The organism is Flagellimonas flava, assembly GCF_050617915.1.
GTDB lineage: Bacteria > Bacteroidota > Bacteroidia > Flavobacteriales > Flavobacteriaceae > Flagellimonas > Flagellimonas flava_A.
The window spans coordinates 1-24,061 of record NZ_JBODQE010000001.1 but is presented as its reverse complement, the minus strand read 5'-3'; the positions used below and the strand labels follow the sequence as shown (position 1 = coordinate 24,061).

20 protein-coding genes are annotated in these 24,061 nt (G+C 42.2%); 7 read left to right on the top strand and 13 right to left on the bottom strand.

Annotation, left to right across the window (positions count from 1 at the left end; genetic code table 11):
- Positions 1-15: 15 nt before the first annotated feature.
- Both ACRHOZ_RS00100 and ACRHOZ_RS00095 read right to left on the bottom strand, forming a co-directional pair.
- A complete protein-coding gene (locus ACRHOZ_RS00100) occupies positions 16-507 on the bottom strand; it encodes a hypothetical protein (RefSeq protein ID WP_431121038.1) in 492 nt (163 codons plus the stop codon).
- Positions 508-601: 94 nt separating this feature from the next.
- Positions 602-1,144 carry a sigma-70 family RNA polymerase sigma factor gene (locus ACRHOZ_RS00095; protein ID WP_431121036.1) on the bottom strand — a complete coding sequence of 181 codons (543 nt, stop codon included), beginning with the start codon at positions 1,142-1,144 and terminating at the stop codon, positions 602-604.
- Between the two features lie 491 nt (positions 1,145-1,635).
- On the opposite strand from ACRHOZ_RS00095, the gene ACRHOZ_RS00090 reads away from it, so the two are divergent.
- A complete protein-coding gene (locus ACRHOZ_RS00090) occupies positions 1,636-3,738 on the top strand; it encodes an elongation factor G (protein WP_431121034.1) in 2,103 nt (700 codons plus the stop codon).
- Positions 3,739-3,790: 52 nt separating this feature from the next.
- Here ACRHOZ_RS00090 and ACRHOZ_RS00085 read toward each other — a convergent pair whose 3' ends face one another.
- The 8 genes from ACRHOZ_RS00085 to ACRHOZ_RS00050 form a co-directional block, all read right to left on the bottom strand.
- The gene (locus tag ACRHOZ_RS00085) at positions 3,791-7,141 is read right to left on the bottom strand and encodes a ThuA domain-containing protein (RefSeq protein WP_431121032.1); all 3,351 of its coding nucleotides are present in this window, start codon (positions 7,139-7,141) and stop codon (positions 3,791-3,793) included.
- A 130-nt stretch (positions 7,142-7,271) separates the two neighbouring features.
- Positions 7,272-8,657, bottom strand: a complete 1,386-nt coding sequence (locus ACRHOZ_RS00080) for an alkaline phosphatase family protein (protein WP_431121030.1) — start codon at positions 8,655-8,657, stop codon at positions 7,272-7,274.
- Between the two features lie 13 nt (positions 8,658-8,670).
- A complete protein-coding gene (gene eboE / locus ACRHOZ_RS00075; protein ID WP_431121028.1) occupies positions 8,671-9,882 on the bottom strand; it encodes a metabolite traffic protein EboE in 1,212 nt (403 codons plus the stop codon).
- Positions 9,882-11,042 carry a 3-dehydroquinate synthase gene (locus ACRHOZ_RS00070; RefSeq protein WP_431121026.1) on the bottom strand — a complete coding sequence of 387 codons (1,161 nt, stop codon included), beginning with the start codon at positions 11,040-11,042 and terminating at the stop codon, positions 9,882-9,884. Before ACRHOZ_RS00070 ends, eboE begins: the two co-directional genes overlap by 1 nt.
- Positions 11,043-11,063: 21 nt before the next feature.
- Positions 11,064-11,954 carry a UbiA-like protein EboC gene (gene eboC / locus ACRHOZ_RS00065; RefSeq protein WP_431121024.1) on the bottom strand — a complete coding sequence of 297 codons (891 nt, stop codon included), beginning with the start codon at positions 11,952-11,954 and terminating at the stop codon, positions 11,064-11,066.
- A gap of 3 nt (positions 11,955-11,957) precedes the next feature.
- The gene (locus tag ACRHOZ_RS00060) at positions 11,958-12,863 is read right to left on the bottom strand and encodes a TatD family hydrolase (RefSeq protein WP_431121022.1); all 906 of its coding nucleotides are present in this window, start codon (positions 12,861-12,863) and stop codon (positions 11,958-11,960) included.
- Entirely contained in the window at positions 12,863-13,669 is an 807-nt protein-coding gene (locus ACRHOZ_RS00055; RefSeq protein WP_431121020.1) for an EboA domain-containing protein, read from the bottom strand. Before ACRHOZ_RS00055 ends, ACRHOZ_RS00060 begins: the two co-directional genes overlap by 1 nt.
- Before the next feature lie 38 nt (positions 13,670-13,707).
- A complete protein-coding gene (locus ACRHOZ_RS00050) occupies positions 13,708-14,094 on the bottom strand; it encodes a transmembrane 220 family protein (RefSeq protein WP_431121018.1) in 387 nt (128 codons plus the stop codon).
- A gap of 89 nt (positions 14,095-14,183) precedes the next feature.
- Here ACRHOZ_RS00050 and ACRHOZ_RS00045 point away from each other — a divergent pair, with 89 nt between their 5' ends.
- The gene (locus ACRHOZ_RS00045; RefSeq protein ID WP_431121016.1) at positions 14,184-15,206 is read left to right on the top strand and encodes a helix-turn-helix domain-containing protein; all 1,023 of its coding nucleotides are present in this window, start codon (positions 14,184-14,186) and stop codon (positions 15,204-15,206) included.
- 31 nt (positions 15,207-15,237) lie between these two features.
- On the opposite strand, the gene ACRHOZ_RS00040 is transcribed toward ACRHOZ_RS00045, so the two are convergent.
- On the bottom strand, positions 15,238-15,642 hold the full coding sequence (locus ACRHOZ_RS00040) for a hypothetical protein (protein ID WP_431121014.1): 405 nt from the start codon (positions 15,640-15,642) through the stop codon (positions 15,238-15,240).
- Between the two features lie 146 nt (positions 15,643-15,788).
- Here ACRHOZ_RS00040 and ACRHOZ_RS00035 point away from each other — a divergent pair, with 146 nt between their 5' ends.
- From ACRHOZ_RS00035 to ACRHOZ_RS00025, 3 genes are all read left to right on the top strand, one after another.
- Entirely contained in the window at positions 15,789-16,940 is a 1,152-nt protein-coding gene (locus ACRHOZ_RS00035) for a helix-turn-helix domain-containing protein (protein ID WP_431121012.1), read from the top strand.
- A gap of 140 nt (positions 16,941-17,080) precedes the next feature.
- Positions 17,081-18,187 (top strand): type 1 glutamine amidotransferase domain-containing protein, encoded by a 1,107-nt coding sequence (locus ACRHOZ_RS00030; RefSeq protein WP_431121011.1) that lies wholly within the window; start codon positions 17,081-17,083, stop codon positions 18,185-18,187.
- A gap of 22 nt (positions 18,188-18,209) precedes the next feature.
- Entirely contained in the window at positions 18,210-19,265 is a 1,056-nt protein-coding gene (locus ACRHOZ_RS00025; protein ID WP_431121009.1) for a helix-turn-helix domain-containing protein, read from the top strand.
- 3 nt (positions 19,266-19,268) lie between these two features.
- Here the strand turns inward: ACRHOZ_RS00025 and ACRHOZ_RS00020 are convergent, their stop codons facing one another.
- On the bottom strand, positions 19,269-20,279 hold the full coding sequence (locus ACRHOZ_RS00020; RefSeq protein ID WP_431121007.1) for a LacI family DNA-binding transcriptional regulator: 1,011 nt from the start codon (positions 20,277-20,279) through the stop codon (positions 19,269-19,271).
- A gap of 219 nt (positions 20,280-20,498) precedes the next feature.
- Between ACRHOZ_RS00020 and ACRHOZ_RS00015 the strand changes: the two genes are divergently transcribed.
- Entirely contained in the window at positions 20,499-21,902 is a 1,404-nt protein-coding gene (locus ACRHOZ_RS00015; protein WP_431121005.1) for a Gfo/Idh/MocA family oxidoreductase, read from the top strand.
- 35 nt (positions 21,903-21,937) lie between these two features.
- Here the strand turns inward: ACRHOZ_RS00015 and ACRHOZ_RS00010 are convergent, their stop codons facing one another.
- Positions 21,938-23,110 (bottom strand): heparan-alpha-glucosaminide N-acetyltransferase domain-containing protein, encoded by a 1,173-nt coding sequence (locus tag ACRHOZ_RS00010; protein WP_431121003.1) that lies wholly within the window; start codon positions 23,108-23,110, stop codon positions 21,938-21,940.
- A gap of 213 nt (positions 23,111-23,323) precedes the next feature.
- Between ACRHOZ_RS00010 and ACRHOZ_RS00005 the strand changes: the two genes are divergently transcribed.
- Positions 23,324-24,061: histidine kinase (locus tag ACRHOZ_RS00005; protein ID WP_431121001.1), on the top strand; the 738-nt coding region annotated here is incomplete at its 3' end.

The window sequence follows — 24,061 nt, the reverse complement described above, 5'->3', positions numbered from 1 at the left end:
AAATTAAAAATAATGCTATAGGAGCGCCTTGAGTCCTTTGATACGGTTGCTTAAATATTGTATCTGTTTGGCCTTGTTCTCCGGAAGTTGGAATTCGGCCAGCCTTTTGTTCAGCTTTTCTGCAATTTCTTTTTCTACCACCTTAACCTCTTTGATGATGATGTCCAGACTTTCTTCATCGGTTTCGCCAATGATGCCATGAATATCATAGGATTGGGCATCAAAAGCGTGAACTGCGGATTGTTCCATTCCCGCTTTGAGGTCGATCAAGTCCAACCTTAGTGTACTGATGACCTTGGCCTCCCCAAACTTTGTTTTTGCGCCCCTACATGAAGTGGGAGAGCACCCTGAAGTGGATTCTCCAGTGGTGGCCACTTTGCTTTCACAGCTTTTTGCCGACTTTTCTCCATTTGTATCAGCAGCCGAGCAATTGGATTGGGCGAAAGCCATATGGCCCATTAGCATTAGCAACGTACTAAAGAAGATACTCTTAAAACTTAATTTCATAGTTGAAAACTTTTGATTTATAATTTGTTCTTCAACTATAGACGTGAACTTGAAAAAATGATGCATGGAAATATGAAAATACGCCCGCGGATGGTTAATCAGGGCACCCACTGGAATTACAGGCGGAATTCTGGTGGTACTCCAGGATACTTCCTTTTCCACCCTGCTTAACGTTGCAGCATTTGGAGAACAACCCTTTCAGTTTTTTGCGTCCCCTTTGGATTTTGGATCTAACCGTTACATAGTTTATCCCCAATTTTTCTGCAATTTCCTTTTGGGACATTTCCTCCAATTCAGAAAGTGTAAGAATGGAGCGATACTCTTCTGGAAGTTCTTGGATAAAAACGGTGACACACTTACTTAGTTCCTCGGCAGCATTTTCTTGGTCATATTCCTCGGTGAGGGCAAAAGTCTCAACGTCATCCTCGGGAATTCGTTTTTTCCTGTAATAATCAGTTATGGCGTTCTTGGCAATGGTGTAGACCCAGCTCTTTATGTTCTCTACCGAATCCGTCTTTGTTTTGGACAGTTTGTAAAAGACGTCCTGGGTGATATCCTCCGCATCTTCATGATTGTTCACCCTTTTCTTTACGTAGTAAAACAGAGGATTATACAGCTGATCTATTTGTGATTGCATTTTTATATAGATGATTGATAAACAAAACTATGATAATTGATGAAAGCACTACCAAGTAAAGCCCTTCTTTAGGAAGGGCTTTTGGTTTTATAATGTATGGTTGTACTTTCTATCAGCAGCATCCACCGCCTACTGCCTGTAAAGCACCGCCACAACACGAAGTTGAAGCAGTCTCCCTTACTTGTTGAGTTGGTCCGCAGCATCCGCCATCTTGGACTACATTACTTTCCTTTGTTTCTCTAGTCTTCATTGTGATATATTTAAAATGTTATGTATTTAATTTCACTTAATAAGACGTAGGATTCAAAAATTGATGCAATTGCATGCTGAAGAGATATTTATTATCTTGATAATGAATCCAGTAACCTCCAAATTTTTCGATAACCGCTCGTTAGGCCAGTAAGCATCTTTTACTTCAGAAAAAGAGGTGCCAAATGTCATATTTTAAGAATGAAGAAATAGGGATTTTTATATGCTAAACACTAAGGGTTATGAAAGTATATGACGATAAACATATAAAGAACATTGTATTTGTGGGAGCCAACAACAGTGGGAAAACCACCTTGGCCGAAACCATGCTTTTTGAGGCAGGATTGCTCAATAGACGGGGCACTGTGGAAGGTAAAAATACGGTATCGGATTATCATGAAATAGAGCACCAGAGGGGTGCTTCTGTTTTTGCAACCCCTTTGCACACCGAATGGCGTAATTACAAAATCAACATCATTGATACTCCTGGTCTCGACGACTTTATTGGGGAGATACTTTCTTCCATTAGGGTGGCAGATACCGTTGTCACCGTGATCAACGCTAGGCATGGGGTAGAGATAGGCACACAGATTATTTGGAATCAAATTGACCTTTATAACAAACCCACATTGTTTGTGGTAAATCAAATAGATCATAAGAATGCCAGTTTTGAGGATAGCTTTAAGGAGATCAAGGAATTGGTTGGCAACAACGCCGTTAAAATCCAATATCCTTTGGTCATTGATGGGGCGCAATGCATTCTTGATGTATTGAAAATGAAACTCTACAAATTTTCTGCGCAAGGCGGAAAACCTGAAAAATTACCCATACCCGAGGATCAAAAAGCCTTGGCAGACCAATTGCACAATGAACTGGTAGAAAAAGCAGCAGAGAACGATGAGGATTTGATGGAACTATTCTTTGAAAAGGGTACCCTTAGTGAGGATGAAATGCGCCAGGGGATCAAAGCAGGTATGCTGAACCATGAACTTTTTCCTGTTTTCTGTGTATCCGCACTTCAAGATATGGGCAGTGGTAGGTTAATGGGCTTTATTGACAATGTAGCGCCCGCAGCTGCCGATTTAAAACCGGAACAAAGTGTGGAGGACAAAACGGTTTTGCGTACAACAGAGGCACCAACAGCCCTGTTTGTTTTTAAAACGGTACACATGCCCAATTTGGGGCAACTAACCTTCTTTAAGGTAAAATCCGGGGTGATCAATGCAAATGACAAACTTGTTAATTCCCGCACTGGAGAAACGGAAATCCTACATCAGCTCTTCATTATGGATGGAAAGAAACGGGAACCGGTTTCAAAACTGATGGTTGGCGATATAGGAGCTACCCTAAAATTGAAACATACCGAAACCAATGATACCCTGTACAAGCAGGGTCATCAAGTGACCATAAGACCTATAACCTATCCAGAGCCTAGAACCCGTAAATCTGTGGTTGCCCAAAAACAGGCGGATGAAGAAAAACTGAGCGATGCCCTAAAGAAAATACACAGTCAAGACCCAACGGTGGTGGTTACCTATTCCAAGGAGTTAAAACAGTTGATTTTGGGCTGCCAGGGCGAGTTGCACTTGGCAACTATTGGATGGACCCTCGAAAACAATTATGGGGTCAAAGCCGAATTTAAACAACCCAAGATTGCGTACAGGGAAACCATAAAGCGATCTTCCACTGCTAATTATAGGCATAAAAAGCAATCAGGAGGAGCGGGGCAGTTTGCCCAAGTACACCTTAAAATTGAACCATGGTATGAGGGAATACCGGAGCCAGAGGGATTCAATATTCGGGGAAAGGAAGAAATGGCACTTCCCTGGGGCGGTAAATTGGTATTCTACAACTGCATTGTGGGTGGAGTGATAGACCTGCGGTATTTGCCTTCCATCAAAAAGGGGATTCTAGAAGTAATGGAATCCGGACCGTTGACCGGTTCTTACATTAGGGATGTACGGGTGATGGTCTATGACGGCAGGATGCACTCGGTAGATTCCAACGACATAGCTTTTAAAATAGCAGGCGCGCACGCCTTTAAGGCCGCATTTTTGAATGCCAAACCTAAATTATTGGAACCCATTCGAGAGTTGACCGTGAAAGTACCTGAAGAAATGGTAGGTAGTGTAATGACCGACTTACAATCCCGAAGATCCGTCATTCTTGGGATAGATAATGCGGATCGCTATCAGATTTTAAAATGCAATACTCCAGAGGTCGAGCTTTACGGTTATTCTACCAATCTACGTTCATTGACACAGGGCAAGGCTACGTTCAATTCCGTGTTTTCTTCTTTTGAGGCGGTTCCTGATAATATCCAACAAAATTTGGTGAAGGTTTAACCACAACTTAAGTTTTAGTAGTTGTACTGAAACCTTAGCTCAGATTCCAATGTCAATAGTTTAGAATGATCCAGTTGGCATTGGCAATAAATTGTTTTTCATCCACTGGATTTTTAAACACCAAATAGAGCGTGCTTTGCTGGGCGGTGGGTCTCACCGGAATTTCATAGCTCTTAAAACCTTCATCGGACTCGTGGTAATACCCAAGGGCCGTACTGCCAATGACCGTACCTTCGGGGGAATCTTCCCGAATCTCCAGCACCCCCTTATAGTTGTACCCGGAAATATAGAAGGCTGAAAAGCTAATACTTTTTAAGCCACTCAGATTGATGTTTTCAAAACCGATAAAACTGTCGTGCTTAATGGAGCCTACCAGCTCTGCACCTCCGGCTTCCCACTCCCCAACATCATCACTGAGTTCGTCTGCTGCTTCCGCTTCCAGTTTGGATGTGGTAAAAATCACCTGTGAGCTTGTGGCCAATTCGGAATTTGGAACCTTCTCGTTGCCTTGGTCCAAATAAGAGGCCATCAATACATATTTACCACCACTTTCACCTTTCATATGTTCTCTAAACCGAACGGTTCCTGAAAGGGGCAATAAAGTTTCCTCCACGCTTTCATCGGGGCTCAGTGAAAGGATATAGTCCACCATTTTCCCAATTTCCTCAATATCCAATTGTGGATGGGCAGACATTAGGGACTCGCCCCAAACCCCGGAGCCTCCCTTTTTGACCCGGTCAATAAGGTAATTGCGGTCATCCGAGCTATATTTTTCGGCAATTTCCGTATAGCTGGGGCCATTAACCTTAACATCCACCGCATGGCAGGCCGCACAATCGGTGGCATCCATGAGTACCTTCCCTTCGGGAACTACATTTTGTTGGTGTCCCAGCGTGGCTTTGATCATATCCTCGCCTTCTGGAATATAGCTAAAGGTCACCTTGATCTGATCTGCAGGGATAGTCCCATTATCGGAATTTCCATCCTCTGCATCATCGACTACAACCTTATACGTAAGTTTTTTGTTGTTGAAATACATGGAATCCTTGGGCTCAATCTGAATTTGAAGCTCTGGTGCCGTATTTCCTACCAAAATCTTGGTGTGGGTCACATCAGAGTTTCCAAAGGGGTCGGTTACCTTCAACTGTACGTTGTAAAGTCCTGCCTCCTCAAAGGTGTGGACTGGAGCTTCTTCATTGGACTCCACTTGGGAACTGTTTGAAAAAGACCATTCATAGCTTAAAGCATCTCCATCATAATCTATGGAGGCCGAAGCGGAAAATTCAACAGAAAGGGGAGCGGCACCTATTTCCGTGTTGGAGGTAATTTGTGCTACAGGCTTTAAATTTCCTTCTATGTAGGATATCTGACTCAAACGGGCATCCAGGTTTCTGGAGTTCCATTTTTGACCGTATTCCAACATATACATTTTTCCGTCAGAACCGAAGATCATGTCCATGGGGTGCGAAAACTCGGTACTGGGCATAAAGGGGTCTGCTTTTACATAGTTTTGGTCTTCATCCAAAGTGACCACATAGATCCAATCCCTCATCCATTCGTAAACAAACAGTTTGTTCTCAAAATACTTTGGAAAGGTGCTTTCGGTTGCATTGGGATAATCCGAGGAGTGGTATACCACTCCTGCCATGGGATTTACCCCGCCTTCGCCCAGCCATGGAAACTCCTCCGAGCGGTCATAGGAATACCAAATCATGGATTCCTGGGCAGGCGGAAGTTCTTGTATCCCTGTATTGTTCGGCGAATCATTGATTAAATGGTTAGGGTCAAACTTAGGCCCGGATTCTTCCTTGGCGAAGTCGTAATCGTTGTACAGTTGATTGTTACCACGGGTATAGGGCCATCCCCAAAAGCCAGCCTTTCTGGCCTGGTCAAATTCACCCATGCCCTTTGGTCCACGGTCTTCGACTCCCTTTCCAGCATCAGGTCCCACATCACCCCAATACACATAACCATTTTTGGAATCAATATGGAACCGGAACGGGTTTCGGCAGCCCATTACGTAAATTTCAGGTCGGGTATTGGGTGTTCCTTCAGGAAAAAGGTTCCCTTCTGGAATGGAATACGTGCCATCATCCTCGGGTTTTATTCGCAAGATTTTACCGCGAAGATCATTAGTGTTAGCGGCGGATTTTTGGGCATCCCAAAGGGCCCTTCCCTCTTGCTCATCAATTGGTGCAAATCCCTGGGATTCAAACGGATTGGTGTTATCTCCTAAACCAATAAATAAATTTCCATCAGGTCCAAATTCCAAACCACCGCCACTGTGGCAACACTCGCGGATCAGCGGAATCTCTAATAAGATTTTTTCGGAATCCAAGTCTAGCACATCATCTTTAAGAGTAAATCGGGAGACATGTTGTTCCACCTTTTCTGCGGATGAATAAAAGAGATAAATCCAGTTGTTCTTTTCATAATTTGGGTCCACCGCCATTCCCAAGAGACCATCCTCATTGCCATAAAACAGATCCAACTTGGCAATTACCTTGGTGGTCGCCGTTTTAAAATCGTAAAATTTAAGGTTGCCTCTGCGCTCAATAAATAGAATTCCTCTGCCTGGAAGTTCTTCCAACTCCATGGGTTCATCCAGGTTAAAATCCAAGATTTTTTTGGTAAATCGGTTCTCCAGCGGGACCCTGTCGGTTTTGGCCTTACTATAATCCAATGAGCGATTGCCCATGGCATAGTTTATTCCGCCCATGAGATGGTTTAGAAAGGTTTCGTCCGTAAAAGTTTCATCTGTATGGCCCATGGCGGTGTAAAAGGCTCTTCCTCCGTCATACTCATGATGCCAAGAAATAGGGTGGTGCTCGCCGTGGTTTCCACCTTCATAAGTGCTTTCATCTATCTCAATCAGAACATTGACATCTTTATTAAAACTCTTAAAGTTGTACCATTCATCTTCCTTAACCCAAGTGCTATCCAACATTTGGGTGCTAGAATGCGTTCTATCGATAATATTTAAAGTAGCAGATTGCACGGCTGGATGTCCCATGAAATAGGCGCCGACCATTTTGTTGTACCAAGGCCAATCATACTCTGTATCTGTTGCGGCATGGATCCCCACAAAACCCCCTCCGGCTTGAATGTAGCGTTCAAAATCAGCTTCCTGTGCGGCATTTAAAATGTCACCAGTGGTATTCAAAAAGACAACGGCATCATAATTTTTCAAAGAATCCTCCACAATGTAGGAGACATTTTCGGTGGTCACTACCTTAAGATCGTTTTCCAAACCTAATTTTTTGAGGGCCGCAATTCCCGCCTCAATGGATTCATGCCGGAAACCAGCAGTTTTGCTCAACACCAATATTTCCTTCTGTTTTTTCCCGCAGGAAATTGCAGTTAGAAGCACCAAAAGTACCACTGCATATTTTGTCACATTCATAGTCTTGCCGTTCGAAATTTATTTTAAACAAGGAAAATTAAGGATTTATAGTCTCTTTCCTGTGTATAATTGCACGTTGAAATATTTTATACATTGCGGGTCAACATAATGTAGTCCGTAAGGTCGATTCTTATTCCTTGGCAGTTCCAAAAACATTCCTCCAGATATGACCATAGACTTCGGTTGGAAGTAGGGTTTCGCGCTTCGGCTTCCCTTGGTCAGCATTATGTATGAAAACCGGATAATATGCCTCTGGAATATTGATGGCTCCATGAGATCCCTTGATCAAACTGGCATCCAAAGGAATCACATTGAACAAGCTCCTGAATCCAAGTCTTTTCTTGAGCAGTTTCCATCCAATTCGCGCCAGCATCATTTTTTTGTTGGGATCCGTGAACATTTCCACTGGATCATAGCCTGGTTTTTTGTGGATGTCCACTGTTCTTGCAAAATCAGGTGCTTTGGCATCGTTAAGCCAATAGTAGTAGGTAAACCAATATTCTTTTTTCGCAACTACCACTAAGTCTCCTGACCGTATATGATCTAGATGATGGTTCTTTTTGCCCTCCATATCCAGAACCAGTTCAATTTCCGGGCAATTTTCGAGGAGTCTTCTAACTTCTTGCAATTTGCCTTTTGCATTCACGTAGACATGTGCAATTTGATGATCGGCCATGGCGAAAGCTTCACTGACTCCTGGATCTAAAATTTCCAATCCATTTTCTTCCCTAACCTTTATGTATCCATTTTTTCGGAGCAATCGGTTGATGTGCATTGGCCCCTTAACTGGAGTGATGCCATATCCTGAAAGTACAATGGGATCAATTCCTTTTTCCTCATAAAATCCAATTAGGTCTTTAAGAACAGTGTCCAACTCCTTTAGATGCTGATAAATGATGTCTTGGTCATTATGCTTTTGCAAAACATAGTCCAAATGTGGAAGATAAATGAGCTGTAAAGTGGGTTCATGCCAGGTATGCACCAACTTGGAGGCTTCCGCAATCCACTGGGTGGAGTTGATATTGGCCGTAGGCCCCCAAAAATTGAACAGTGGGAAAGTGCCCAATTTCTTTTGCAACCTATCCCGCAGCTCCGGTGGATTGGAATAGCAATCCGGAATCTTTTGGCCGTCCGCTCGGTATTGCGGTCTTGGAGTCACATTAAAATCGGAATTTGAGTACATATTGTACCACCAAAACATATTGGAGCATGTAAAGTTGGGGTTGTGTGCCTTGGCTTTGTCCCATATTTTTGGAGACTGCACCAAGTGGTTGGACTGCCGCCAAAGTTTGATCTCACATTCATCCTTAAAATACCAACCGTTGGCCACAATCCCATGTTCACTGGGGAGTTTCCCAGTTAGATAGGTGGACTGGACAGTACAGGTTACCGCTGGAAGCACAGGTTTTATCTTGGATAGCTGTTTGTTTTTAATCCATTGAGACAAAAACAAATCTTGGTGTTGGAGCAGGGAAGAAGAGAGTCCCACAACATTGATGACCACGGTTTGCTTCATGTACTTTTGCTATTTATGCTTCCAATTGGTTGAAAACCCATTGCAATTCCCTTACTATAGAACTTGTGATGTCCGTTTGCAAATGCTCCGGTAATATGGTCCAGGTATAGGTTTCAACTTCAAGATGACTGCTATAGGGAACTTCTTTCCATAGGTCCAGGGCCTTGACAATATCATTTTGAGTAGATTCCAACACTTGAAAATCAGGGACAAAAATGGGGATGTGAAAATGCGCTCGGAGTTCCCTAAAATTTTCCTGAGCCATAGCAGTTATGCCTTCCTGAAGGTCAGGGTAATGGTCCAGCGTCCCATCCTTTTTCAGTACCACTGCTTGGTGCAGGTAAACAGGTTCATCAAATTGTTGTAGGCAATCCTGTTGTTCTTTAATGGAAATATCAGGAGAACGTCTACTTTTAAGCGCTGCACTGATCTGTATTTTTCCGACTTTGATGCCTTGTTCCTGGAATTGTGCCATAACATCCTTGGGTTCCTCATAGGCCAAGGAAAAATGGCAGACATCATAGCAGATTTGAATGTGCTCCAAAATGTGTTCACGAGCATGAAAAGGGGAACACTTAAGTTTTTCCTGCAGCGCTGCTATGCCTGTTTTAAGCAAGTGTTCCTGATAAAAGGAAATGACTTCTTGGGTGTTTTCCAAAACCCCGTCCGGCTCCGGTTCAATATCGATATGTATGGTTTTACCTGTTTGGTTTTTAATTTTGACCAAATCTTCAACCACAGAAATTAGGGATAGGGTAGCCTTGTTTTTCACCTCTTCAATCTGCTTTTCGGAATTGAACCAATATTTATAGGACAAGGGGGAGGTTGAAATCCCACCTTCCATGCCTTCTGGAAGCAGGTGGGCTAGAATTTTCACCAGACTTTTGGTGTATACCACTCGGTCTGCCGTTGTCCAATCAGGAGTATGGACCTGGTCTTTTACAGTTACATGGTGAAAATCCCCATAAGGGAAACCATTCATGGTAAATACATATAAATTATGGATATCCAACCAAGACTTAAATTGGTCCAAATGTTTCCCTTGAATCAATTCTTCAGCACTGCGCCGTGATAAACGCAAACCAAGACCAAAGGCTTGATCATGGGAAACCTTCTTTTTCACCTGTAGGCCATACGTTTGCAAACTGGCAAAGACTTCTTCCCAACTTTCACCTGGGTGAATGTTGGTGCAATAGGTTAAATGCGCGTTTTGTTCAATTTGCATTACACTTCGAGTTTTTGCGCGCTGTAGTGCTTTACATTATTCATGGCCTCCAAGACTACTTCTTCGTCCATTTCATGTACTTCGAAACCATTGCCGATGGCGTTGAGCAACATAATGGTAAGCTGCCCGCCCAGATGTTCCCTGAATTCTTCAAGTCCTTGGATCACTTGGTCTGTAAGCTTGGGATGGTGGAGTTCAAATCCCAATTTAGCCATCAGATTTAAAATGCGATCTAAGGATGGTTGGTCCAAATGTCCTTTTAGGTGCGAATAGGCACTGTCCAACGCAATACCTATTGCCACAGCTTCTCCATGACGCAACGAAAAATTGGATAATTGCTCCAACTTATGGGCAGCCCAATGTCCAAAATCCAGAGGTCGTGACGATCCTTGCTCAAAGGCATCACCTGAGTTTCGGATATGCTGCATATGTAAATCTGCACAACGATAGATGAGCTCAACCATAGCTTCCATATCCCGATTGGTCAAAGCATCCGCCTCCATTTCGATCCACTCGAAGAAATCTGTATCCTTGATAAGAGCAACCTTGATGGCCTCTGCTATTCCAGCCCTCCAATCGCGATCGTCCAAGGTGGAGAGGAAAGTGGCATCGTTAATAACGGCATACGGACTGGCGAAACAGCCCGTAAAATTCTTCTTTCCATAGGTATTTATCCCATTTTTCACACCAATACCTGAGTCGTTTTGGGACAAAACCGTAGTTGGTATTCTAATATGTCTAACCCCGCGATGGGCAATGGCCGCGGCAAAACCTACGGCATCCAGAACCGCACCTCCGCCTATGGCAATGACATAGGAATGTCTGTCAATCCCAAATTGATTCACTTTGTCCAAAATGGTTTTGATGAGGGATTCATCATTTTTAGCGGCCTCCCCACCTGGAATTTCCAATATTTCTCCTTGAAGAGCAATAGACTTAGCGTAGTGCTTAAAGTAAGCTTGTACAGCCTGAATCAAAGCAGGGTGTGCTTGCTTAACACCGCTATCCACGACAACGAGGGCTTTACTCTTGTTCAAAGCATTTTCCGACAATAGTTTCTGGAGGATGGTATTGTCCACATCAAAAATATGATGCGTAAACAACACCTTAAATTGAAAATTTACTTGAAACTTCTGTTCTAATGTTCTTTCCTTTTTCATAATCACTTTCTGCATAACAAATTAGGTCACTGCAAATTTCTTGGCCAGGTATATGGACAAGGGCAACAGGCAAAGCGTAGCCAATCCTAAGTAGATGGAACCAAATCCTGCTACATAACTTGCATTTAGAGGGATAAGGGACAAAACCCCGGTCTTCACCGCTTTTTTAATGGCTTTTGGATGATTATGCTGAATCGCTTTAAGCTTCGCTAAAAAGTTTACCCCATACCAAAGTACTATAAATATGGAAGCTGATTTTAAGGAAAAGTTAAAGTATCGGCTTAAAAGCAACATACCCGCCACTATGGTTGCGTCCAATGCCATGGCAACCATTATAGCTCTTTTGTTCTTTCCTTGGCCTTCCTTTTGTGCGGTTAGGGTTATGGCCGCCACAAAGATTATGGGCAGTAAACCAATCCAAAGAAATTGCGAAGGAATAGGTTGCACAATGCTCATGCCCAACAGAAGATTAGCACCCCTGCATGCTCCCATATTCAAGGGCCCCATAACCAAATGGTGTTTGCTGTATTTATCATATAGTAGTGCCAACAAGGTAATCCCAGTAGCCAAGCCACCACTTAAAATAGATACCCCGAAAGAAGCAAGGATTCCGACTAAGAAAAGCAGCGTGCCGAAGCGTTTGGCTTGTTTTAGGCTGACCTTTCCCGAAGGAATAACTCTCTCCGGCCTATGGATTTTGTCCTCCTCAATGTCAAAAACGTCATTAAAGACAATTCCTCCGCCATATAAACAGGAAGTGGAAAGAATCAGCAGGAACAAATCCAAGATGACATCCCGATTCCAAATATCAAGGGTAAATACGCCAGCTATGGCAACCCCTGCAATGATATCCGCTATGGCAGTTACAATATTGGCAGGCCTGATCAGCTGTATATACCCGGACCATTGCATGTATTAATCCCCAATGCTATTTTTGAAGTTGATTTCCTTGGCTTCCTGACCCCTTAGCACGCTGTTTCCCTGATGGAGATCATCTTGTTTTACAACATGATCCTGTTTCCAATCAGATTCATTGAATTGCCCACTTTGCCCATAAACGGTTAACGCATTTTGGTAGCAAGTGAGGTGGATATGATGTTCTGCAATGCCATTTTCTCTCATTAAGGCCGCAGTCCTAGGAACTGATAACGGATCGCTTACGCCCCAATCCGCTGAGCTGTCCACGATGATCTTTTCAGAACCGTAGGTATTTACAATATTCACCATTCGCATCTTGCTCATCTTGGTTTTCGGGTAGATGGTAAACGCAGCCCAAAAGCCTCGGTCGAGCACATGTTTTACGGTTTCTTCATTGTTGTGGTCTATGACCACCATATGTTCTGGAATGCCATGCTCCTGGATAACATCCATACTTCTTAGGGTACCATTTTTCTTATCGCGGTGCGGGGTATGGACCATAACGGGTAGTTCAAATTCCTTTGCGAGTTCCAGTTGTAATCTAAAGTATTTGTCCTCTGCTTGGGATTGATCATCATATCCGATTTCACCAACGGCTACAACTCCTTCCTTGGCCAAAAATTGGGGCAGGATTTCCATGACCTGCTCCGCCAACTCCTCATTGTTCGCTTCCTTGGAATTCAGTCCAATGGTGCAATAATGTTTGATTCCAAACTGCGAGGCCCTAAAGCGTTCCCAACCGACCAGCATGCTAAAGTAATCCTTGAAGGATCCCACGGTGGTCCGTGGCTGTCCCAGCCAAAATGCAGGTTCAATCACGGCAACAATACCGGCTTCCCTCATCGCTTCATAATCGTCTGTGGTCCTTGAGACCATATGTATATGGGGGTCTATATAGTGCATTAATTCAAATTTAATTCGTTCATTTTTCCTATGTTGTTCCAAAATTCCTCGTTCACAGTCTCATTCGAACTTAAAACGGTTTCTAGAGCACTTTTTTCAAATGTTTCAAGTTCCTTTTCCAAAATTAGTTGCTTGACATCTTCTCGTAGGTATTGATCTACCAGTCGCCAGACCTCAGGAGAAACTGTTCGCTTAGCCGCCCAGCGTTCTTGGATATAATCTTGGAGCATATTGGCCAATTCCTTATTCCTTCGTTGGTCTATATTTTGGATTTTATACAAAGGTCTTTCCATAAAAATGGCCTTTAAGACCAATTGGTTCCATGCCGGGTCTTCAAGATAAGCGGCCGCAAAAGGATTACCAAGACAAATGGCATCAAACACGTTGACCATATTGGTGCGGACTCCTTCCTTGACCTGCGACGTAAAATCGGCTGCGTTGTCCAATAAAAACAAGCTTTTATAAAGTGCCACCAGTTCCTTCATCTCCGCAATTTCAAAAAAGCCGCGTAATACCTGTGCATCTTTGTTGGTGTCCAGGGCACACACCAATATTGTCCTTGCTAAGTCCTGTTTGGTCCAATTCGTCTTTCCAAACCCTGGATATATGTTATTCAGTTCTTGAATTTGATTGGCATTCCATTCCGGGATTTCACTGGCTATAAAACGTGAGGCTTGGCTAAAGAAAATGGGAAATCTCCTTGTGCTCTCGTTAACGGCCGCCGTTTTTAAGTTCAACCAATCTTGCTCTTCAGGAGACAATTTGCTTAGAACGCAGTTGGTAAAATCTAACTTTCTATCTCCCATTTTATCCTTCCCACATTATTTTCAGTATAGATTTCTTTTCATTTTTTGGATTGTCTCCATTGATAAACCATGGAAACCAATGCTATGACCAAGCCCAAAAATTCCCGAGTACCTTCAAGGTATGGTTTTTCGTAGACCATTTCACCAAAAAGTTCGGATTTGTTTTGCACTTGTATCCAATCCACAAAGTAGGGGATGTGTACCGCACTGTATATGGCTAGTCCAATCATCATTAGCAACAGGATGATCCTATTGATAGTTTTAAAAACAATATATAGATGAACCAAAGCCACCACACCATAAATAGAAAACCAAAGCATTCCGTCCTTATCGTTTAATTGTACATAAGCGAAAGCTGCAAAAAGCACAAACAAAACCAGGTTGAAAATTTTTCGTGGTGAAAATGATTTAGTTGGAGCTCCCATGAAACTTGTTTTGGATGCTTATATCTCTTATACTTGATTGAACATATAAAAATAACTACTTTTCATCCCATTTTGTTTAAATCTTTTCAATGAAAGAAAGTATACATGAGATTCAGCCCTACGAGGCAGACGGAATTGTGTATCATGCAGATAAATGTTTGCCCTTGGTAGATGCCGCTAAGCGGCAGAAAATCAAATCCAGGATGTTGTCAAGACACACCTATCCTGGTGACCGATTGGATGATAATACCTTGGGATTGAACAGCATCGGGTATTGGGACGCCCATGAACCACAGGATTGGGGATTGGATTGGCATCGCAACGAAGGAATTGAATTCCATTTCTTGGAATCTGGTAGTATGCCCTATGCACAGGAAAACAAAGAAGTCCTTTTAAAACCCAATTATTTAACCATTACCAGGCCCTGGGAGGTACATAAGGTTGGTAATCCCTACGTAGGGATGGGTAAATTTTACTGGGTTATTCTTGACTTGGGAGTCCGCAGACCCCATCAGGAATGGCAATGGCCAGACTGGGTAACCTTAACACCCAATGACTTGAATAGATTGACGACTATTCTGAGACAGAATGATCAGTCCATCTTAAAAACCAATAAGGAGGTTCGTGATTGTTTTATTGCTCTTGGAAAGGCCATAGATACCGACGAATCCGGGAGCAACGCCTCAAAAATAAGATTGCTCATCAACTATCTCTTGATTTTGATTCTAGATTTGGTGGATACGGACGATATTATTCTGAATGAGTCACTTACCGAGAGTTCCAGAAGTGTGAACTTTTTTCTAAAAGAGTTGGAAAACAGCCTTTCGGAAAACTGGACCATTGAGGAAATGTCCCAATCTGCAGGGGTGGGCGTTACACGGTTTACCTACCATTGTAAACAAATCACGAATCTAACGCCCATGCGCTATTTGATGATGCGGCGCTTGGAATTATCCAAAAAAATGCTCTTGGAAGAGCCTGAACTTACCATAACGGAAGTGGCTTATCGAACAGGATTTACTACCAGTCAATACTTTTCGTCCGTGTTCAAAAAACATGAAAAGTGTACTCCTAACCAGTATCGACAAAAACATCTGGACTTGGTTCTTTAGAAAATGACTGTTTTTTTTTTGGAAACCTTAACTAGGGCTTAGATGCTGTCAAGGATTTTCGATACCTGATAATTCCTAAAGTTTGGAGGGCAGCGAACAAGGCCACCATTACATTGGTTATGACCATAAGCATTTTTCCGCCCAAACTTGTCTCCGACGCCACCAAGGATAGATTATAGAATCCAAGCAGTACATATAAAATGTCCAATACTATGATGATCCAAACGAGTATTACCGGCACTTTTTTTCTGTAGGCTGCAAACAAGACAACGGCGGCAAAAATGAACAATTGGATAGCCAACCCCATAGGTTGTCCATTGGCCATTTCATTGAATGCCAAGATTGAATTACCCAATAGCAAGGTAAGTAGGGCAGTGGCCAAAGAGAAAAATCCGTTTGCTTTAAGCGCAGTTCTTAGTATTGATATACCTTCCATTTTTTTTATTATTGATTGGGTCAAGATTAAAGCAATTTTCTGCACAAAGCGTATCCATAAATTGAGAGTGACTCTTTGGAAGAGTCATTTTGAACACTTGATAACTAAGGTCTTACCTTTGTGTATCTAAATTATATCAGTGAAGCATGGAGCATTTATCCGCAGTTAGGTTTGACATTTGGTCCGTCCTATTGCTTTTTGGGATTTTACAAGGGCTGTTCTTAGGGATGCTTTTGCTGATCGGCTCCACTAGAAGAAAGTCAAAATACTACCTCATTGCTTTGGTAGCAGTTGTCACTATCAACTTGCTCAATTATGTGATCATCAATTCCAGCTTGCATTTAAACGTACCCCATTTGGTAAACGTTAGCCTCCCTTTACTTTTTTTACTGGGTCCCTTATTCTTGTTTTATGTGAAATCCGTTTTAAGCGAGGGGTTTGGGTTTAGGGCTACTGACCTCCTACACGGACTTCCATTTTTGTTGGCGCTATTGTCAATGGCACCATTTTTTATGCTGTCTGGTCCAGCTAAAATCCAGTTGATTGAATCCCAGATAATTTCAGGTCAGCAAGGGTTGGATTTGGGTACTACAATATTCACGGTAGCCCAAATCGCCCAAAGTTTTATCTATGTCGTGCTAGCCTTAAACCTACTCAACAAAAGTTCCCAGGAATCCAAGATGAAGAAGGATACCTTTAGACTGGAGTGGTTAAGGAAAATTACTTTTGGGTTTCTGCTATTTTGGCTGGTTGATTTTTTAGCCGTTGTCTGGTTTTTACAGCAGGGACATATGGATGTAAAGGCATACTATTTGAGCTTGTTCTGCTGCACCCTCTTCATCCACTTTATGGTAGTTCTTACCATTAGGAACCGCAAAGTCTATACGGAGGTACTTTTGAATAATCCAAGGGTGAAATATAAAAGTTCCAAGCTCGTGGAATCTGATTTGAAGAAGCATATTTCTCAAATTATAATTTATATGGAGGATGAAAAGCCCTACTTGCTTCACGATCTAAATTTATCCAAGCTATCCGAAAACCTAGGTATACCCAAACATGTGATTTCCCAGATTTTGAACGAGGAACTGGGCAAGACGTTTTATGAATTTTTGAATGAATATCGGTACAAGGAGGTAAGGAGCAGATTGACAAATCCCAAATATAACCACCTGACCATTTTGGCCATTGCCCTTGATGCTGGTTTCAGCAACAAAAACACCTTCAACAAAGCGTTCAAAAAGTTTTCGGGAATTACCCCATCCCAATTTTTGAAATCCACAGCCAACGCAAAAGTTTAGTGATAAAAGAATTTTTATATTCTAGATTGCTCTGCTTTGGGGGCCTATCGAATTATATTTTGTTCTGACGGAATTATCATTTCGACAGCTTTTGTTGCCTTCCTGCCCTTATTTCGCATCGTAATTCTAAATCAAAAGTTATGTTTAAAAAATATCGGATGCTGAAATGGGTATCCCTCTTTATTCTTAGTTTAATTATTGTGGTGGTATCCTTTGGGTTTTGGTTTAAAAGCTTGATACCGCCCAGAGATGCTTCGCTAACATCCGCTTCCGCAACGGAACTGGCCTATTTGGTAAATGATCCTGTGCCTTATAGAGGTAAGATACTTGCGGTGGTTACCAGTGCTGATACTATGGGAAACAGTGATAAAAGCACAGGTTATGAATTGACGGAATTGGCAAGGGCATATTACACCTTCCAAGCCAACGGTTTTGAAGTGGACATTGCGAGTCCAGAAGGTGGAAAACCACCTGTTGTAATCGATGATGAAGATATGGGAGCCTTCGACTTCGCATTTTTGAACGATTCCATTGCCCAGCTCAAAACAAGCCACACCATTCCAATGGACCAAGTAATGGCGGAGGATTATCAAGCAGTCTTCTTTGCTGGAGGGAAAGGGGCCATGTTCGATTTTCCAAACAATGTGGCCATTCAAACATTGGTTAGAAACTATTATCAATCCAACAAAGTTATTGGAGCCGTTTGCCATGGCCCAGCAGCCTTGGTCAATGTTACCTTGGACAACGGGCAGCATATCTTGGCCAACAAAACCGTAAGCGGTTTTACCAATAAAGAGGAATTGCTTCTAATTTCCGATGCTGAGACAATCTTTCCTTTTTTGCTACAGGATAAAATGGTGGAACAAGGTGCCAAGTTCAATGAAGGGGTTATGTATTTGGACAATGTCAGCCATGATCAAAACTTGATAACCGGACAAAATCCATGGTCCACCTGGAGTGTGGCAGAACAAATGATTCAGCAAATGGGCTATACCTTAAAAAAGCGGGAAATCACAGCAGAGGAGAATGCCGTGCAAGTGCTTCTAAAATTCCATGAGGCAGGAAAGCAACCTGCCAAGCAATTAATGGAGAACTTATTGGTTGAGGAGAACAAACCATTAGACCGTGTGTTGATCGCCAAACATGGAATAATTGCGGCTATGAAAGGGGAGCTTGGGCAGTTCGCTGCACTTATTGGGTTGGTTTCCCACGCCAAAAAATGCGAAGCCAAAAGCGCGAAAATATAGCTACATTTGAGAAATTGGTTATTTGGGATTTTTAGATATACTTCTTGTAATTATTAGCAGTGCCGGCCTTTTGCATGGTACCATGTTCGCCTTATATCTGCTGTTCTTCAAAAAGAAAAGAATCCTGACCAATTCATTGTTGGCCTTGATTCTGATGCTGATGGCATTTAGAATAGGCAAATCGGTACTGCTGTATTTTGGTAATAATCTTGAGCCTGCATTTATTTTCGCAGGCTTGGCTTTTTTATTGGGTATCGGCCCCATGTTGCGCTGGTATGTTAACGGAATGACACGTTCGGGTTTTACACTACCGAAGTTTTATGCTTTGGAATTAATTCCGTTTGCACTGGTTTTTCTGGCCAGCTTTTTCGTGAACAAAGCTTGGTTTGAGACAAACAATAAGGAAGTCATCATCATATTTGGCAGCGTTCTCATTTTTATCTACCTGCACTTTGCCTTTTATATCTTCATCTCCAGTAGGGTTTATAACAAAATGGGCAAGACCTATCCCAAGGAGCAAAGGACCAAATCCCAAAAGGCCATTTTTAGCTGGTTAGGTTTGTTGCATATAGGCTTGGTCATTATTTGGATTTCCTATGTGTTGAACATTGTGGAAGATGCAGTACCCTACATAGTTGGTCCCATTATGTATTCCGTGGTGGTCTATTTCTTGAGTTTTAAAGCATTTCAACTCAAGGTGACGGATATGGACGGAAATGCTTTTAAAGGGAACAACGATTTGGACCTATTTCATCAATTGACCCATCATTTGGTTGATAATAAGTTGTACTTGGAATCCGATATTTCCCTATCCAGTTTAAGCAAGTTGGTGAAAGTGAGTACGCAAAAAACTTCCGAAGTCATCAACCAACATGCCCGGCAGAATTTCAATGACTTTGTTAATTTCTACAGAATTCAGGAGGCCAAGAAACTGCTTGTGGATAAGGACAACGAAAATTTTACGATATCCTGCATAGCTTTTGATTCCGGTTTCAGTAGCCTATCTTCTTTTAACAGCGCCTTCAAAAAATTTGAAGGGCTTACACCTTCAGCTTTCAGGAAAACGCATTTGGCTTAAAAGCTATGAAGAAGATTCCCTAACAATGAGGTTAGGAGGGAGGACTATTCTTTTTTCTTTTCTTTTTGAATTTTGACCTACTTGCTCCAAGAACATTTGGGCGGCCTTCCTTCCCATTTCCAAAGGAGATTGGTCCATGGAACTTATGGGAGGATCCATAAACTCGGTAAAAGGTTCATTACTGAATCCAACTACGCGGATGTCCGCTGGTATTTTAAAGCCATTGTTCTTTAACCATGTGATTGCACCCAGTGCTCCGTAATCCGTGGATGAGAAAATAGCATCTGGCGGATTTTTTAGTGCCATCAGGCTTTTAATGGCCTGTATGCCGTCCTCTGCCGTACTGCGGATTTCAAAAACCAAATCTTGGTCGGGCTCTTTCCCGTGGTCTTTGAGCGCGCTTAAATAACCTAGGTACCTGTCTTGGTATATTTCCAAAGACCTATCCCCCGAAAAATGAGCGATGCGGGAACATCCCAATTCAATTAAATGCTTGGTGGCCTGATATCCCCCCTGATAATCATCAAAGATCACAGAACTTACCCCGCTAATATCTTTCTTTCGGTCAAAGAAGACCAGTGGAATACCTTTTTGTACCACCTCATCCAAGTGTTCTGTATTTCTTGTAGATCGGGAGACCGAAATCAAAATGCCCTCAACTTGGGCATTTAGTAAGCTCTTTATGGTTTGTCCTTCACGGTCCTCTTCTTCGTGCGATTGACTGATGATTACATGGTATCCTTTGGGATGGAGTTCTTCCTCAATTCCTCTTATAATGGTGGAAAAAAAACTGTGGTTAATATAGGGGACAACCACTCCCACATTATTGCTTTTTCCTTTTTTAAGGGCCAAGGCCAACTTGTTGGGCTCATAGTTCAATTCCCTAGCGGTTTCCAGCACCAATTTTTTTGTGGCCTTACTAATTCTGGGGTTATTATTCAGCGCCCGCGAAACCGTTGCCGCGGTGAGATTTAGCTCGTTTGCAATATCATAGATGGTTGTTTTATTGGCCATTTGATAGAATCCAAAAGTTCAAAAATGAAATGAAATGAACGCTTACGTTGGGAGCAAGATGGCAAAAATATTTTGATTACGCATGGTAAATTGCTATAATTGTGTAATCGATTGCACAAAATGTTTTAATGGACGCAACTTTTTAATCAAAAGAATACAATCATATCCTAATTACTGAAGTTCAAAAATCAATATATAATCCGCAAAACCAAAACCGCCATGGAGAACAAACAAACCAGAAGAAAATTTTTAACGGCAGTGTCCATGTTGGCCGCTGGAACTATGGTAGAAGCATCACCATTGAACTTTGCCTTTATGGGAAGAAAACTTAAAGTTGTGTTGGTGGGAACGGGAATAAGAGGTATTACATTTTGGGGGAAGCGATTAGTGGATACCTATTCCGACACCTTGGAGTTTGTAGGTTTATGCGATGTTAATCCTGGCCGGTTGGCTTTTGCCAAAGACTATATGGGTGTAAAGTGCAGTACTTGTTCCAATTTTGATCAAATGGTTCAACAGAACCAACCAGATCTAGTAATCGTTACCACAACGGACTCCACGCATCACGAATACATTATCCGAGGGCTTGAGCTGGGGTGTGATGTGTTGACAGAAAAACCAATGACCACTGATGAGGACAAATGCCAGCAGATCATAGATGCTGAAAGGAAATACAACAACAAGGTAATTGTTGGATTCAATTATCGCTGGATTCCTTACAACACCAAAATAAAGGAATTGCTTCGGGAAGAGACCATTGGAAAAATAACCTCTGTGGATTTTAATTGGTACTTGAATACTTATCATGGAGCTTCCTATTTTAGGAGATGGCACGGCCTGCGCCAGACAGGGGGGACTTTGTGGGTGCACAAGGCAACCCATCATTTTGATTTATTGAACTGGTGGTTGGATTCGGACCCCATGGAAGTATTTGCTTACGGAGATTTGGAGCATTATGGCAGTGCCAATACATTTAGAGGAAACAATTGCAGGGATTGCAAACATGTGGATAATTGTGATTTTCATTGGGATATTACCCAAAGCAAGATGGACATGAATCTGTATGTCAAAAACGAAAAGCATGATGGTTATGTACGGGACAACTGTCTGTATCGTGAAGAAATAAACATCTATGATAAGATGTCTTCCCAGATAAAATATGCCAATGGAACCGTGGTCAATTATTCGTTAACGACCTATTCTCCTTTTGAAGGGTGGCGGATAGCATTCAATGGAACCAAGGGGAGGATAGAGGCATGGCACGATATTCCTTATCGCAAGGAAAATCCATTGAGCCAAGAAGAGCTTCACGCTTTGGAAATGACTCAGAACCTTAAGGAGGTGGAAGGGTACAAACCCATGATTCTCCATCATCTATGGAAAGACCATGAAACGGTACAAGTGCCCATGGAAAGAGGAGGTCATGGTGGAGGAGATAAGCGACTTCATGAAAAAATCTTCAAACTTCCAAACACCCAAGACCCCTTTGATAGGGCTGCTGGGGTAAGGGACGGAGCTATGTCCATTCTTATTGGTATAGGCGCCAGAAAAAGTATTGAAAGTGGTCGCCCTATTAAAATAGCGGAGCTAACGGATCTAGAACCTAGGGAAAAAAGGTTGTAATGGAATGAGTAGGAGTGGGGTAAATCAATTATATTCTAGAGTTTCAGTTTATACCCTCTGCGTTCCATCCAACCTGTAAATGCCACCACAAGAAGCGCAAAAACAAAAGACACCAATAGTCCCACATATCCATTGTTGAAAATGTCGGGGAGTCTAAAGCCCAACAAACTGCGAATCGGATATACCATGTACGGAATCATGTAACAGGTAAGGGTAGCTGTTCCTGCCGGGGAAATAAAGGTTGCCCATTTGGTTTTTTTCTTGACATCGGCCAAGTAATGAAACAAAATGAAGGCCAAAACCCCAATTCCGGTGCAAATGGCCAGCCAAGATGGGGTTCCTTGTATTTTGGAAATCCCCCACAGGGGTCTGGTAATCAACCCTATGGCAATGTTTACAATCCCAAGGAAGGCCAAGACCAGATAAGCGGAATTTAATCGCGCAGCGGAATATTTTTGGAACAATAAGGTGGTCAACACTCCAGCTGCTGTAAAAGCAGGTATGGTACCTTGGTATAGCACTGAGAAATATCGTAAAAATCCATCAGGCCCTTCCACTATTCCCTGTTGAAAGAGGATACATAGTGTATTGAACAGTATCCAAAGAAGAAGAATTACAATCAGATTTCCCTTGGAATACAAAAAAATTAGGGAGTTGGAAAGATAAGCCCAGCCAATAAGCCCCAAAATGCCCCACCAGTGAACCTGCATCCAATCCTCACCTGCAGCTCCACCTTTGTAAATAATTGCCAGAAAGATCAACAGGGCGGCACCTACGGCCCTAAAATGCGGATGATATTTCTTTGGGGTCGATGTTTTTTCCCAGTCAACCCAAACCAGGACAATGGCCAGCGTCATTAAAATGGTCCAGAAATCTTTTCCAATTAAAATACCTTCGTCAAAAGCCACCTCATAGTTCATAAGGTAGAATCCTATTAGTAAAAGGGAAAACCAACGAATGAGAATATGAACGGCAATGGATGATTTTGAATTTCCCCTGTCCATTCTGTTCCTAATGGCAAAGGGAATGCTAAGGCCTACGATAAACAGAAACAGCGGGAAAATAACATCTGAAAAACCCAGATAATCCTCATTGCCTGTGGCATGCATAAGCCATTTGGGGACATTGGAAAGTGTCCAAAAGTCGTTTACCCAAATCATTAGGACCATGGTAACTGCCCTTAAAATATCTATGGATGCAAGTCGCATAAAATGTGATTTCCAACTTTAATTGTCAATTTGAAAGTATTGCTTTTTAAAAAATCTAAATTATTTTTTATCTGAACGGTATGTTTGTGAAGGTCAATTGCATGGTTTTCCCTTATCGGCGTGATTCCACTCCAAATAGGGTGATTATCAAGTTTGTAGATTGGGTAAAAACATCTAATTTTCATCCACCTTAATCCTTGCAAAAGTTCAGTATTGAGTGCATTTTGGAACATAGAGAACAAGGTAAAGACCACGATACCCATCCGATACCACATTATATTTTGGGTGGTCTATTTTTTGTTCAATTCCATCCGATGGGGCAGCTATTTTCATGATTATTGGTATTCGTTCAAATCCAATCTGGTGGAGTTCCCGTTGCATATGATCATGGTGTACTTCAACATCTACTATCTCGTCCCGAAATTTATTCTATCCAAAAGATATAAAACCTATATCCTTTTATTGATGCTTGCCCTTGGTTGTCATTATTTTGTTCGCGTAGGCCTATCCTATTGGTGGGTTTGTGAAGTAATCTGGAGAGAGGCTGAAGGAATTCATGAACCCTTCGGGTTCAATCATATTGTTACCGTGGTTTTGGGCGAAATATATGTGATTGGGTTGGTCTCAGCCATCAAGTTTACCGTGGAATATGTGGTTCAATTGAACAAGAGCAAACATTTGTTGGCCCTGCAATCTGAAACCGAACTTAAATTTTTAAAAGCCAGGATACAGCCCCACTTTTTTTTTAATACCCTAAATAACCTTTATGCGCTAACCTTGCAGCGATCCAAAAAAGCGGCTGAGGTTGTTCTTAAGCTATCCGAGATCATGGAGTATGTTATCTACGACATAAACATGAAAAAAATTCCCTTGTTGGATAGGGCGGTCAATGTATACCACCTGCGGCGGATGAAAGTGAGCAGTGCAAATCAAGTGCACGAGATCGACTCA

Excerpts from the sequence above, each read along its gene's own strand:
- ACRHOZ_RS00055 (WP_431121020.1), bottom strand. The coding sequence starts at position 13,669 with ATGGGAGATAGAAAGTTAGATTTTACCAACTGCGTTCTAAGCAAATTG.
- ACRHOZ_RS00015 (WP_431121005.1), top strand. The coding sequence starts at position 20,499 with ATGGAGAACAAACAAACCAGAAGAAAATTTTTAACGGCAGTGTCCATG.
- ACRHOZ_RS00085 (WP_431121032.1), bottom strand. The coding sequence starts at position 7,141 with ATGAATGTGACAAAATATGCAGTGGTACTTTTGGTGCTTCTAACTGCA.
- ACRHOZ_RS00090 (WP_431121034.1), top strand. The coding sequence starts at position 1,636 with ATGAAAGTATATGACGATAAACATATAAAGAACATTGTATTTGTGGGA.
- ACRHOZ_RS00045 (WP_431121016.1), top strand. The coding sequence starts at position 14,184 with ATGAAAGAAAGTATACATGAGATTCAGCCCTACGAGGCAGACGGAATT.
- eboC (WP_431121024.1), bottom strand. The coding sequence starts at position 11,954 with ATGCAATGGTCCGGGTATATACAGCTGATCAGGCCTGCCAATATTGTA.
- ACRHOZ_RS00035 (WP_431121012.1), top strand. The coding sequence starts at position 15,789 with ATGGAGCATTTATCCGCAGTTAGGTTTGACATTTGGTCCGTCCTATTG.
- ACRHOZ_RS00050 (WP_431121018.1), bottom strand. The coding sequence starts at position 14,094 with ATGGGAGCTCCAACTAAATCATTTTCACCACGAAAAATTTTCAACCTG.
- ACRHOZ_RS00060 (WP_431121022.1), bottom strand. The coding sequence starts at position 12,863 with ATGCACTATATAGACCCCCATATACATATGGTCTCAAGGACCACAGAC.
- ACRHOZ_RS00040 (WP_431121014.1), bottom strand. The coding sequence starts at position 15,642 with ATGGAAGGTATATCAATACTAAGAACTGCGCTTAAAGCAAACGGATTT.
- ACRHOZ_RS00070 (WP_431121026.1), bottom strand. The coding sequence starts at position 11,042 with ATGAAAAAGGAAAGAACATTAGAACAGAAGTTTCAAGTAAATTTTCAA.
- ACRHOZ_RS00095 (WP_431121036.1), bottom strand. The coding sequence starts at position 1,144 with ATGCAATCACAAATAGATCAGCTGTATAATCCTCTGTTTTACTACGTA.
- ACRHOZ_RS00010 (WP_431121003.1), bottom strand. The coding sequence starts at position 23,110 with ATGCGACTTGCATCCATAGATATTTTAAGGGCAGTTACCATGGTCCTA.
- ACRHOZ_RS00030 (WP_431121011.1), top strand. The coding sequence starts at position 17,081 with ATGTTTAAAAAATATCGGATGCTGAAATGGGTATCCCTCTTTATTCTT.
- ACRHOZ_RS00020 (WP_431121007.1), bottom strand. The coding sequence starts at position 20,279 with ATGGCCAATAAAACAACCATCTATGATATTGCAAACGAGCTAAATCTC.
- eboE (WP_431121028.1), bottom strand. The coding sequence starts at position 9,882 with ATGCAAATTGAACAAAACGCGCATTTAACCTATTGCACCAACATTCAC.
- ACRHOZ_RS00080 (WP_431121030.1), bottom strand. The coding sequence starts at position 8,657 with ATGAAGCAAACCGTGGTCATCAATGTTGTGGGACTCTCTTCTTCCCTG.
- ACRHOZ_RS00100 (WP_431121038.1), bottom strand. The coding sequence starts at position 507 with ATGAAATTAAGTTTTAAGAGTATCTTCTTTAGTACGTTGCTAATGCTA.